Source organism: Rugamonas sp. (assembly GCF_025354735.1).
Classification (GTDB): Bacteria; Pseudomonadota; Gammaproteobacteria; order Burkholderiales; family Burkholderiaceae_D; genus Rugamonas.
This window is the reverse complement of sequence record NZ_JANXMI010000210.1, coordinates 1-12,222: the sequence shown is the minus strand read 5'-3', so window position 1 is coordinate 12,222 and position 12,222 is coordinate 1. Positions and strand designations below refer to the sequence as shown.

Below are 12,222 nucleotides of genomic sequence, written 5' to 3'. Positions count from 1 at the left end.
CGCGTCGCTGGTCAAGCTGGGCGTGGACCCGGCCACCGCCGTCACGTCCGGTTTCTACAACGGCAGCAGCGACGTGGTGCAGATCGCCATTCCGAAAGTCGATTCGACGACGCTGCTGAACGTTTCCGTCGGCAGCATCAGCATGGGTTCGACCGACAAGACCGGCGTGGCGACGACGGCCGGCGCCGTCGATGCCACCGGCAAGCTCATCGCGCCATCGTTCGGTTCCATCGCCATGAACAATATCGACCTGCGGGGTACCACCGTCTGGATCTGGGCCCACTGATCGGCCCGCGCGCTGGCTTCCCAGGCCGCGTCGTTGGCCTGAAAAGTCAGCGCGCAACGCTGGACCGGGGCTGCGGCGGGCCAGTAAGATGGCCTCGCAGTCTTGAAAAAATATAAAGTGTTATTGCTAATAACCCATCCTTCCCGGAGACAAAAAAATGAAATTCTTCACCAAATCGCTGATCGCCGCCGCCCTGACCACCGCCGCCTTCTCGGCCTCGGCCATGACCCCCATCCAGGATGCCGAGCTGAGCACCGTCAGCGGCCAGGACGGCGTGTCGATCGCGGCGAACCTGAACATCAACATCGGTTCCTTCGTCTACACGGACACCGACGTCAACGGCGGTTCGGTCGCCTTCAGCAACATCGGCGTGCATGGCATCCTGGCCGCCGCCATCGACATCGTCAACGCGCCGACCTTCGCCGCGTCGCTGGTCAAGCTGGGCGTGGACCCGGTCACCGCCGTCGCGTCCGGTTTCTACAACGGCAGCAGCGACGTGGTGCAGATCGCCATTCCGAAAGTCGATTCGACGACGCTGCTGAACGTGTCCGTCGGCAGCATCAGCATGGGCTCGACCGATATGACCACCGGTAAGGCGGTCACGGCTGGCGCCGTCGATGCCACCGGCAAGCTCATCGCGCCATCGTTCGGCTCCATCGCCATGAACAATATCGACCTGCGCGGCACCACGGTCTGGATCTGGGCCCACTGATCGCCCGGTAAAAACGGCCGCGCCCGCGGCCGTGTACGGCAAGAGGCCGGCCCCGCTGCGTTCATCGGTCATCGCAGCCCGGCCGGCCTCCTGTTCCTCCAGTCCGGCGCGTCCGCGCGCCTCTGCATGGTGGCACCGACATGATGTGTTCCGATTTTTTGGCTGATTTTTCGGCCGACCGCGCGGCCGACTGGCGCGCGCGCCGGCCTCGTTTGTTCCGTTCATCGCGTGTATTTTCCGTGGTCCGCGCGGCGGCGCTGGCGTGCGCGCTGCATGTGCTGTGTTCGTCCCTGCCGGCGGCGGCCCAGTTGCAGCCGCTGAGCGATGAGGAGTTGTCGCGCACGCGCGGCCAGGGCCTGGTCACGGTCAGCAATTCCAGCCTGGGCGGCTACGACTTCAGCAAGGTCGCGCTCGACGCCGACATCGCGCTCAGCGCCAACCTGTATAACACGCGCCTCGGCGTCTACACTTACGGGCCGCGCAACGGCAGCGGCGCCGACATCGATATCCCGGCTCTGCAATTTGGCCGCAGCAACGGCAGCGACGCCCAGCGGCTGGTGCAGATCAGCAATCCCTATTTCGAATTCGTCTACAAGCCGAGCGGCGACCCGGCCGCGCCGCGCGACGTGATCGGCATGCGCTTCGGCTTCGACGCCATCAGCGGCGACATCGGCCTGAAGCTGAAGACGGTGTCCGGTTCGCTGCTCGTCGGCACCGGCGACGGCAGCGGCCTGACGCTCGATTCGCGCACCGACGCGCTGGGCGGCAAGCGCTGGGACGGCGCTTGCGCCAGCGGCGCCGCGTGCCTGGGCTTCACCCAGCTGGGCGGCGTGACGGCCGGCGACGCGAGCGGCCCGAGCCGCGATTTTTGGGTCTCGGCGCTGAAGGCGCCGGTGCAGTTCGCGGCGCCGCCCGGTACCACGGCGCTGCCCGACGTGGCCCAGGCCGGCGTGTGGATGAACTGGCGCGACAAATTGCAGGCGCTGGCCACCAACGGCATCATGCCGCCCAATTTGCCGAAGGCCAAATGAGGACGCGCACCGGCAGTCGCCACGCGGACGCCGCGCCGTCCCCGCTGTGCCCATCGAGTCCGCTGCGTCCATTGAGTTCGTTGCGACCCTTGCGTCCGCTGCGTCCCTTGCGCGCGGCGCGGACGCTGGCGCTGCTGCTGGCCGCGTGGCCGGCGCTGGCCGGCGCCATGGAGCCGCTCGACGACCGCACGCTGTCGTCGGTGCGCGGCGGCGACGGCGTCAGCTTCGACCTGTCCGGCTTTTCGATCGCCGGCAACGCCCGCGTGACCTACACCACCGCCTCCGGCAGCAGCGTCTACATCGACAACCTGGCGGCCTCGCGCAGCGACAGCGCGGTGCCGTTTTCCGATCCCTACAAGCTCGACATCGTGGCCGGCGCGCCGGGACTGGCCGACGTCATCAACGTGGCCTTCCCGCTCAACGCCAACGCCGAGCAGCGCTGGCAGTTCGCCTACGACTGGGGCGTGACGGCCAACGGCGTCGCCAGCGCCAACGGCACCATCGCGTTGAGCGACCTGGTCGTCTCCGGCGGCGGCCTGCAATTTTCCACGCCGCAGGCCGGCGACGGCGTGGCCTTCGGCGCGGCGCTGCGGCTCGACATCGGCCAGCTGGCGTTCCAGCCCAACGGCCGCGACAATCCGGCCGCGCAGATGGTCGTGAGCGGCGTGCACGTCGGCGGCGTCGACGCCAACGGCAATTTCAACGGCACGCCGTGGGCGCTGGCCGCCATCGCGTCGCAGCCGGGCGTCATCAACGCCGTCACCGACGAGAGCGGCGCGCGCCTGCACATCGGCATCGACTGGCCGGACGCGCGCTACGGCAGCGGCGTGGCGCCGGCCGGCGGCATCGCCATCGACAAGGTCGCCTTCACGGCGCCGGGGCAGGCGACGGTGGACCTGGGAGCGTCGCGCATCGGCTCGATCCAGATCCAGTATCTCGACATCAAGTTCAAAAACTGATGCGCCGCCTGACAGTGTGCTGCTTGCTGTGCTGGGCCTGGGTCGCGGGCGGGACGATGGCGTGGGCGGCCCCGGCCGGCCCGGCCACTGCGTCCGCGCCGGCCGCACTCCTGGCGCCGCTCGACGACGGCGAACTGGCGCGGGTGGCCGGCGGCGACAGCATCAATTTCGCGGCCCACGTGGTGCTCAACGATCCGTCGCTGGTGGGCGCGGTGGCCGACAGCCGGCTCTCGATCGGCTTCAACGGCAACGGCCAGAACAGCTACATCGTCATCAAGAACGTGCGCGGCACGGTCGACATGTTTTCCGTCAGCCTGGGGCCGGTGAAGATGGCCGACGGCAGCGACGCCATCGCCATCGGCCTGCCCGGCTACGTCAAGTACAGCAACTTCGGTTTCGAGTCGCTCAGCGTGCAGGGCGACCCGCTGGCGCCCGTCGCCAGCAGCATGGGCGCGCTCAACATCAACGGTACGCTGTCGATCCAGGGGCAGGTGCGGATGTGGACGCACTGAGGGCGCGTATCCGTCGGCGGGCATGAGGGCGGCGCTGCTACAATAAGCCGTCGCCCCATCCACCAGCCCAACAGAGAACCCATGACCGCAAGCGCCGCGCCGGCCTCATCGAAACTGGCCACCGTCATCCGTGTCACCAGCGGCAATTTCATGGAGATGTTCGACTTCTTCCTGTTCGGCTTTTACGCCACCCACATCGCCAAGACCTTCTTCCCCGCCGGCGACGACGTCGCGTCCCTGATGCGGACCTTCATGACCTTCGGCGCCGGCTTCCTGATGCGGCCGCTGGGCGCGATCGTGCTGGGCGCCTATGTCGACCGGGTCGGCCGCCGCCGTGGCTTGATCGTCACGCTGTGCCTGATGGCGCTGGGCACCATGCTGATCGCCTTCGTGCCCGGCTTCGCCACCATCGGCTACGCGGCGCCGCTGCTGGTGCTGACGGGACGGTTGCTGCAAGGCTTTTCGGCGGGCGTCGAGCTGGGCGGGGTGTCGGTCTACCTGGCCGAAATGGCGACGCCCGGACACAAGGGCTTTTATGTCAGCTGGCAGTCGGCCAGCCAGCAGGTCGCCATCATCGTCGCCGCCGCGCTGGGCTTCGGCCTGAACCGGTGGCTGACGCCGGCCGAGGTCGGCGACTGGGGCTGGCGTTTGCCGTTCTTCGTCGGCTGCCTGATCGTGCCGGTGCTGTTCGTGCTGCGCCGCTCCTTGCAGGAAACCGAGGAATTCATGGCGCGCAAGCAGCGCCCGGCGCTGGCCACCATCTTCCGCTCGATGGTGGACAACTGGGCGCTGGTGGTGAGCGGCATGATGCTGGTGGCGATGACGACGGTGTCGTTTTACCTCATCACCGTCTACACGCCGACGTTCGGCCAGACGGTGCTGAAGCTGACGACGACGGACAGCCTGGTCGTCACGTTATGCGTCGGCATCTCCAATTTCATCTGGCTGCCGGTGATGGGGGCGCTGTCCGACCGGGTCGGCCGCAAGCGGCTGCTGATCGTGTTCACGCTGCTGACCATCGTCAGCGCCTATCCGTCGCTGAGCTGGCTGGTGCAGGCGCCCACGTTCGGCAGGATGCTGGCCGTTGAACTGTGGCTGTCGTTTTTGTATGCCAGCTATAACGGCGCGATGGTGGTGGCGCTGACCGAGCTGATGCCGGTCGATGTGCGGACGGTGGGGTTTTCGCTGGCCTACAGCCTGGCGACGGCCTTGTTCGGCGGCTTCACGCCGGCGATCGCGACGGCGCTCATCGCGGCGACCGGCGACAAGGGCGCGCCAGGGTTGTGGATGACGTTCGCGGCCGTGTGCGGCTTGGTGGCGACGCTGATCCTGTATCGCAAGAAGCGCGCGCGGCCGGCGCCTGCGCGGAGCAGCTTGGCCTGACCCCGACGTCACGCCGCCGAGTCATCCAGCGACCCGCCGTCACGCCGCCGAACGCGCCGCCGATTTGCCGCGCAGCTCGGTGGCGAACACCAGCAGCGCGACCAGCGGGAAGCACAGCCCCGTCAACAGCACGCCATGCCAGCCGTGCGCCGCGTACATCCACACGCCGAGCGAGGAGCCGAGCGCGCCGCCGACAAAAAAGATCGCCATATACAAGCCATTGAGCCGGCTGCGGATGTCGGCGCCGAGCGCGAAGATGGCGCGCTGGCCCGTCACCAGATTGGCCGAGACGCCCATGTCGAGCACGATGGACGACAGCACCAGCAAACCGAGGTCGACCAGCCGGCCGCCGTGCACCAGCAGCGGCACGCCGAAGGCGAGCACGCCCAGCGTCATCGCGACGGCCGTGGTGATGCGGCTGTGGCCGCGGTCGGCCAGGCGGCCGGCGACCGGCGAGGCGATCGCCCCGGCCACGCCGACCAGTGCGAAGATGGCGACGCCGCTCTGGCTCAAATGAAAATAGCGGTCCGTCAGCACCAGCGACACGGTGGTCCAGAACAGGCTGAAGGCGCCGAACATGCAAGCCTGGTAGGCGGCGCGGCGGCGCAGGATGGGCGTGGTCTTGAGCAAGTGCCACATCGACGCCAGCAGCGCCGGATAGCGCAGGCCGGAATCGGGCTGGCGCTGAGGCAGCAGACGGCGCAGCACGAAGGCCAGCGTGGCGGTGCCGATGGCGGAAAGAATGAAGATCGCGTGCCAGCCGAGCGTGTCGGCGACGACGCTGGCGACCGGCCGGGCCAGCATGATGCCCATCAGCAGGCCGCTCATGACGGTGCCGACGGTCTGGCCGCGCGTGTGCGGCAGCGATAGGTGGGCGGCGAACGGCACCAGCACCTGGGCCGCGACCGAGCACAGGCCGATGCACAGCGCGGCCAGCAGGAATAGCGTGGCGCTGCTGGTGCTGGCGGCGGCCAGCAGGGCGACGGCGGCCGTCAGCAGGGCGATGAAGATCAGGCGGCGGTTTTCCACCAGGTCGCCCAGCGGCACGATGAACAGCAGGCCGAGGCAGTAGCCGATCTGGGTCAGCGTGACGATCAGGCCGGCCGCGCCCGGCGTCAGGCCGGTGGTGCGGCTGATCGGACCGACCAGCGTTTGCGCGTAATACAGGTTGGCCACGATCAGCCCGGTGGCCACGGCCAGCAAGCCGACCATGCCGGGAGCGATATCTTTTGGTTCGGCGCGGGCGTGGCTCACGGCGTCCTCCTGGAAACAGTAGCCGGCCATTGTAACGGCGATGGCGTATTGCCGCTGAGCGCGGGCGCGGCCGTGGGCGGCGCCCGCGCGGCGGCGGGGCGTGATGGTGTTGCGGACGCGGCTTAGGCCAGCTGGCGCTGGATGGCGGCCGTCAATTCATAGGAGCGCAGGCGCTGATCGTGGTCGAAGATCTGCGACGTAATCATCAGCTCGTCGGCCCCGGTGCGGGCGATGAAGGCTTGCAGCTGGTCGGCCACGGTGGCCGGCGCGCCGATGGCCGAGCACGACAATACCGAATCGAGCATGGCTTTTTCCTGCGCGCCCAGCTGTTCCAAATAGCCGGCCTTGGGTGGCGGCAGGCGCGACGGGTGGCCGGTGCGCAAGTTGACGAAGGCTTGCTGCATCGACGTGGCGCGGAAATGCGCTTCCTCGTCGGTGTCGGCGGCGAAGACGTTGAAGCCGAGCATGGCGTAGGGCTTGGCCAGCTGGGCCGAGGGCTTGAAATTGGCGCGGTACAGTTCCAGCGCCTGCATCATCATCTGCGGCGCGAAGTGCGAGGCGAAGGCGAACGGCAAGCCGAGGTGGGCCGCCAGCTGGGCGCCGAAGGTGCTCGAACCGAGTATCCACAGCGGCACTTTGGCGCCCTGGCCCGGCACCGCCATCACGCGCTGGCGCGGGGTGTCGGACAGATAGTCTTGCAGCTCCAGCACATCTTGCGGGAATTCATCGGAGTCCGATTGCAGGTTGCGGCGCAGCGCGCGGGCCGTGGTCTGGTCCGAGCCGGGTGCGCGTCCGAGGCCGAGGTCGATGCGGCCCGGGTGCAGGGCTTCGAGCGTGCCGAACTGTTCGGCGATCACCAGCGGCGCGTGGTTGGGCAGCATGATGCCGCCGGCGCCCACGCGGATGGTGCTGGTGCCGGCGGCCACGTGGGCCATGACGACGGCCGTCGCGGCGCTGGCGATGCCGGGCATGCCGTGGTGTTCAGCCAGCCAGTAGCGCTGGTAACCCCAGCGCTCGCCGTGCTGCGCCAGGTCCAGCGTGTTGCGGAACGATGCGGAAGCGTTGCTGCCTTCGGCGATCGGGGAGAGGTCGAGTATGGAAAATGGGATCATGCCAGCCATATCGGGGCTATCCCGGCGGATTCAATGTATCCCCTTTCAATCCCATGGGTATTGCCGGCGCTATTCATGTCCATTTGAAATGATTAAGCGCCGTGCATTTTTATTCTATTTATTTTTAATTATGCATGGTCATGCATGTTGTAGCGGCTAATTAAAAATTGTATCGGGCGTTGAATAGTGATTCCGCCGGCGCGCGTCATGCTTTACGATTGGAAATCCCAGTAGTCGCCATTCCTGTTCTGTCAGGCCGCTGCGTGGCTATGCCGTGCTGTCGCCGGCTGGAGACTTGAATGCCGACGAAACTGTTATTACTGATTACTTTGATATGCGCTTGCGGCCAGAGCGCGCGCGGCAGGGATATCAACTTGCCGGAAAGCGCGGCCGCGCTGTCGGCGCCGCTGGACGCCGCGCCCCGGCGCGGCACGCTGTACCGCGTCAGCCACGCCGGCAGGATCAGTTATCTGTTCGGCACCATCCATGTCGGCAAGCAGGGTTTTTTCCCGCTGGAGCCGGAAGTGACGCGTGCGCTGGCCGCGTCGAGCGCGCTGGTGATCGAGCTCGACATCCGCGACGAGGCGCCATTCCAGCTGGCGCTGGACAAGCACGGCATTTATCCGGCCGGCCAAACCATCGTCGAGCACCTGAGCCCGGACACCCTGGACCGCCTGCTGCTGGCGCTGGCGCAGGCCGGCTTGTCGCTGCACACGGTGGAGCGCTATAAACCCTGGCTGGTGGCCAATTTGCTGGTCGGCGTGGAGCTCGAGCATCATGGCTTCGAGCGCAGCCGGGCGGTTGAATATTTTCTGCTCGACGCGGCGGAAAAACAGGACAAGGCGGTGCGCGAGCTGGAAAGCGCCGACTATCAGCTGGCCCTGTTCGACACCATGGACGACGCGCAGCAAGAAAGCTATCTGCGTGAAAACCTCAAGGACCTCGACAACGGCGACTCGCTGAAGAAGTCGGAAGACTTGATCTCGGCCTGGAGTTCGGCCGACCCGCCGCGCATCGCCGCCGTGTTGCGCGAACTCACCAGCGGCGACACGGTGTCGGCCGCCTTCATGCAAAATATGCTGTTGGGCAAGCGCAATCCTGAAATGGCGAGTTCGATCGAGCGCATCATGCAGCGCGACCAGGTGGCCTTCGTCGGCGTTGGACTGCTGCATCTGGTCGGCGAACAGGGCTTGCCGCAGTTGCTCAGGCAGCGCGGTTATGAGGTTGAAAAACTGTATTGACGGCGCCGGACATCGGGGGCAGCCCCCTGTCCACGCCCGCTTTGCGCCGAATTCAGCCGCGTGGCGCGAGCGGATATTTGCGCCACAGCGCGACCATCACTATCGAGCACAGCACCGCGGCGTTGCTGTCGACCATCCAGTCGCCCACCGAGGCGTGGCGATACGGGAAGAAACTTTGCACGAATTCGTCGAGCGCGCCCATCAGCATGATGGTCAGCACCGCCTTGGCCGCGCGCGGCCAGATTCCGCCGCTGCCGCCGGTGAAAATCAGGAAGGTCAGGCCGGCGTAGGCGCAGGAGTGCAGGACGATGCCGCTGGCGACGGTGCCGATGTCGGCGCGGGCGCCGGGGATGGAGCCGAGGATCAGGATCAGCAGGTAGAGTGCGATGGCGGTCCAGTAGCGCAGCCGGGCGTGGGATGAGGTGAGGAGGAGTTGTGTCAGTTGGGAACGCATGGGCGGAAGGAAAAAATATCGTTGCCTACAATACCACGTCCATTCGCCGGCGAAAAAAAAACCCGCCGGGGGAAGCGGGTCGAAATGAACCGTGCAGGTCCAGAGGTGTAACGGGATGCGGCGACGATGCCGCGAATTCGGTGGGTGCGCCGAACGAATCCGGCACACCGATCTGCGATCACGCATATCAGTTGCATGTATTGCAGATGTAGCGAGTATAGGGGGGCTATGTGACGCTGACATGACAAGGCGGGGTGCGCAGCGTACAAGCGAAAAAAAAGCCCGCTGATGAAAGCGGGCTTAAAACTATTTTCTTGGAGGAGAATAGTGGAGACAGGTGCATTATGCGGCGCCGTCACATATAAGTCTAATTGATGGTACGGATACCAGACATAAGATTGGCGAATATCTCGCCTTTGCCGCCTTCCTCCACCGCCTTATTCCTTGACCGGCACCGTGTAATTAAGGGCCAGGCGGCCGCCGTCCACGTACAGCGTTTGACCGGTCATGTAGCTGGCGTCGTCGCTGGCCAGGAAGGCGGCGATGGACGCGACTTCCTCCGGTTCGCCGCAGCGGCCCAGCGGCGTGCGCGACAGGATGGTGTGGCGCGCTTCCGGGCTGCCCAGTACGGCTTTCTTGGCCAGTTCCGTCAAAATGGTGCCGGGGCCGATGCCGTTGACGCGCACGCCGTGCGGCGCCAGGTTGAGCGCCATGACCTTGGTCAGCTGGTTGATGCCGCCCTTGGACACCACATACGGCACCTGGTTCGGTATCGCCAGTTCGGCGTTGACGCTGGACATATTGATGATGCAGCCGCTCTGCTGCTTGACCATTTCGCGCGCGGCCGCCTGGCCGCACAGGAACATCGATTTCAGGTTGATGCGCAGCACGCGGTCGAAATCGTCCTCGGTCAGATCGAGGAAATCGGCGGCGTGGGTGACGCCGGCATTGTTGATCAAAATGTCGATGCGGCCGAACGCCGCCATCGTGGCCGCGACCATGGCGTCAACGTCGGCTTTCTGGCTGACGTCGGCGGCGCAGAAGCGGGCGGCCTCGCCGAGCGCCTCGGCCACTTGCGCGCAATGCTGCTTGATGTCGACCAGCATGACTTTGGCGCCCTCGGCGATCAGGCGCTGGGCGCAGGCCAGGCCGATGCCTTGGGTGGCGCCGGTGACGATGGCGACTTTGTCGGATAATTTCATCGGTATGCTTTCAGGCGGTGGGTTGATGGAGGCAGGGCGTGCCGTTGACAGCGATTTTACTCCAGCGCCGCGCTGTTTCGGGGCGGGAATGAGGGCGCGCCGGCTAGGAAAAGGCGGCGGCGGCACGTTACAATGGAGAGTTTGCAATCGAAAAGAAGGGCTAGTCGTGAATTTCATCAATAAATTATCTGCCGCTTGGACGGCCAACGATTCCCTGTTATGCGTCGGCCTGGACCCGGACCTGGCGAAACTGCCGCCGCAATTCCAGAACGACGCCGATGGCATCTTCCAGTTCTGCACCGGTATCATCGATGCCACGGCCGACCTGGCCTGCGCCTTCAAGCCGCAGATCGCCTACTTCGCGGCGCTGGGCGCGGAACGCCAACTCGAAGCCATCTGCGGCTATCTGCGCGAAAATTACCCGCATATTCCCCTCATCCTCGACGCCAAGCGCGGCGATATCGGGGCCACCGCGCGCCAGTACGCGCGCGAAGCCTACGACCGCTACGGCGCCGACGCCGTCACCGTCAACCCTTACATGGGGTCCGATTCGGTCGAGCCTTACATGGAGTGGAGCGACCGCGGCGTGATTATCCTGTGCCGGACGTCGAACGCCGGCGGTTCCGACCTGCAATTTTTGAACGTCGACGGCCAGCCCCTGTATCAGCACGTGGCCAGGCTGGTGGCGGACAAGTGGAACAGCAACGGCCAGTGCGCGCTGGTGGTCGGCGCGACGTTCCCGGAAGAACTGGCGCAGGTGCGCGCCATCGTCGGCGACATGCCGCTGCTGGTGCCGGGCATAGGCGCACAGGGCGGCGACATCGCGGCGACTGTCGCGTCCGGCAAGACGGCGGACGGCATGGGCATGATGATTAATTCCTCGCGCGCGATTTTGTACGCGGCGCCGCAAGCGGGCGAAGACTACGCCGCCGCCGCCCGCCGGGTGGCGCTGGAAACGCGCGACGCCATCAATCAGTACCGTTGATCCAGCACCGCATCGGCATCATCCGGCGGCGGCGCGGCTGAGGCTAGCGCTCCGGCTTGCCGCCCCCGCTAGCCGCGCTGGCGGCCGTTCTTACAGGTGGGCCGGAGCGATCATTTCCACGTAGTCGTACAGCGCGCCGAGGATGTTTTCGGCGCGCTCGTCGGCCGTCTCCGACAGCGCATCGATTTCGCCGAACAGCTGGTCGACCGTGCGTGCGCCGCCGGCGCCTTCGTACAGGCGCGCCGCGCGGTGCTGTTCCCAGTGCTCCATTTCCGTTTCCGACAAGGTGTGCGGGAAGTTGCGGGCGCGGTAGCGGAACAGGATTTCCTGTAAGCGCGCGTCGTCGAACGCGGGGTGACTGGTCGCCAGTTTGGCCGGCGTTTCCTTGCGCAGCGATTCGAGCACGCGGCGGTCGCCGTTGCCGATGAAGCCGCCATACAAATCCTCGTCGACGTCGACCGCCGCCTCGCCGGCCGGACGCTTGTAGACCTCCTCCCATACCGCCATCATGTCGGGCAAGGCCGCCGCCGCCGCCGCGTGGGCGCGGCCCTGGTCGAGGTCCAGGCCCCAGCGTTCGGCCATGGCCGGCGACAGCGTCTTCAGGTTCGACACCAGCATCGGCGATTTGTTCAAATGGATGCTCTTGATCGGCAGCCGCGTCACGCCTTCCGGCAAGTCGGCCGACTTGCTGAACATGCGCAGGCGGATGGTGTCGGCGTCCAGCGCCGGCAACTCGGCCGGGTCGAAGCTGCAATCCCAGACCAGGATTTCGTTCTTGTTGGTCGGATGCGTGGCCAGCGGCCACACCAGCGCGATGCAGCCGCGCTCGGCCGGGAACATGCCGGACACGTGCAGGAACGGCGCCCGCAGCGCCGGCGCCAGATGCATGCCGATTTCATCGGCGACGCGGTCTTTCTTGTGCAGCGCGAAACAAAAGTCGAACAGCTTGGGCTGCTTCTGGCGGATCAGCCGCGCCAGCGCGATGGTGGCGCGCACGTCCGACAGCGCGTCGTGCGCGGCCTCGTGCACGAGGTGGTTGGCGGCCGTGAGGTCGGTGAGCTTGAAGCTCGTGCCGCCCTCGGGCCGGGCCG

General features: G+C 66.2%; 12 protein-coding genes and 1 pseudogene. 8 read left to right on the top strand and 5 right to left on the bottom strand.

Translation table 11 applies throughout. The features are described from left to right. The 6 genes and pseudogenes from Q0S71_RS16725 to Q0S71_RS16700 form a co-directional block, all read left to right on the top strand. Nucleotides 1–286, top strand: a pseudogene (locus Q0S71_RS16725) (hypothetical protein); the annotation flags it as partial. 157 nt (nt 287–443) lie between these two features. Continuing rightward, the gene (locus Q0S71_RS16720; RefSeq protein WP_295998106.1) at nt 444–998 is read left to right on the top strand and encodes a DUF6160 family protein; all 555 of its coding nucleotides are present in this window, start codon (nt 444–446) and stop codon (nt 996–998) included. A gap of 140 nt (nt 999–1,138) precedes the next feature. Further along, the gene (locus Q0S71_RS16715) at nt 1,139–2,029 is read left to right on the top strand and encodes a hypothetical protein (RefSeq protein ID WP_295998104.1); all 891 of its coding nucleotides are present in this window, start codon (nt 1,139–1,141) and stop codon (nt 2,027–2,029) included. An 80-nt stretch (nt 2,030–2,109) separates the two neighbouring features. Continuing rightward, complete coding sequence (locus Q0S71_RS16710) at nt 2,110–2,988, top strand: DUF6160 family protein (RefSeq protein WP_295998101.1); 879 nt, start codon at nt 2,110–2,112, stop codon at nt 2,986–2,988. A gap of 56 nt (nt 2,989–3,044) precedes the next feature. Continuing rightward, nucleotides 3,045–3,500, top strand: coding sequence for a hypothetical protein (locus Q0S71_RS16705; protein WP_295998098.1), 456 nt, complete (start codon nt 3,045–3,047; stop codon nt 3,498–3,500). Between the two features lie 81 nt (nt 3,501–3,581). Beyond that, complete coding sequence (locus tag Q0S71_RS16700; protein WP_295998094.1) at nt 3,582–4,883, top strand: MFS transporter; 1,302 nt, start codon at nt 3,582–3,584, stop codon at nt 4,881–4,883. 39 nt (nt 4,884–4,922) lie between these two features. On the opposite strand, the gene Q0S71_RS16695 is transcribed toward Q0S71_RS16700, so the two are convergent. Continuing rightward, complete coding sequence (locus Q0S71_RS16695; RefSeq protein WP_295998110.1) at nt 4,923–6,095, bottom strand: MFS transporter; 1,173 nt, start codon at nt 6,093–6,095, stop codon at nt 4,923–4,925. A gap of 164 nt (nt 6,096–6,259) precedes the next feature. Next, nucleotides 6,260–7,249 carry an LLM class flavin-dependent oxidoreductase gene (locus tag Q0S71_RS16690; protein ID WP_295998090.1) on the bottom strand — a complete coding sequence of 330 codons (990 nt, stop codon included), beginning with the start codon at nt 7,247–7,249 and terminating at the stop codon, nt 6,260–6,262. 299 nt (nt 7,250–7,548) lie between these two features. Here Q0S71_RS16690 and Q0S71_RS16685 point away from each other — a divergent pair, with 299 nt between their 5' ends. Then, on the top strand, nt 7,549–8,490 hold the full coding sequence (locus Q0S71_RS16685; protein ID WP_295998087.1) for a TraB/GumN family protein: 942 nt from the start codon (nt 7,549–7,551) through the stop codon (nt 8,488–8,490). A gap of 52 nt (nt 8,491–8,542) precedes the next feature. On the opposite strand, the gene Q0S71_RS16680 is transcribed toward Q0S71_RS16685, so the two are convergent. Further along, complete coding sequence (locus Q0S71_RS16680; protein WP_295998084.1) at nt 8,543–8,944, bottom strand: VanZ family protein; 402 nt, start codon at nt 8,942–8,944, stop codon at nt 8,543–8,545. A 437-nt stretch (nt 8,945–9,381) separates the two neighbouring features. Then, nucleotides 9,382–10,146, bottom strand: a complete 765-nt coding sequence (locus Q0S71_RS16675; RefSeq protein WP_295998081.1) for an SDR family NAD(P)-dependent oxidoreductase — start codon at nt 10,144–10,146, stop codon at nt 9,382–9,384. Between the two features lie 166 nt (nt 10,147–10,312). On the opposite strand from Q0S71_RS16675, the gene pyrF reads away from it, so the two are divergent. After that, nucleotides 10,313–11,131 carry an orotidine-5'-phosphate decarboxylase gene (pyrF, locus tag Q0S71_RS16670; RefSeq protein ID WP_295998078.1) on the top strand — a complete coding sequence of 273 codons (819 nt, stop codon included), beginning with the start codon at nt 10,313–10,315 and terminating at the stop codon, nt 11,129–11,131. A 90-nt stretch (nt 11,132–11,221) separates the two neighbouring features. Here pyrF and sbcB read toward each other — a convergent pair. Then, a partial coding sequence (gene sbcB / locus Q0S71_RS16665; RefSeq protein ID WP_295998073.1) for an exodeoxyribonuclease I occupies nt 11,222–12,222 on the bottom strand: 1,001 nt, incomplete at its 5' end.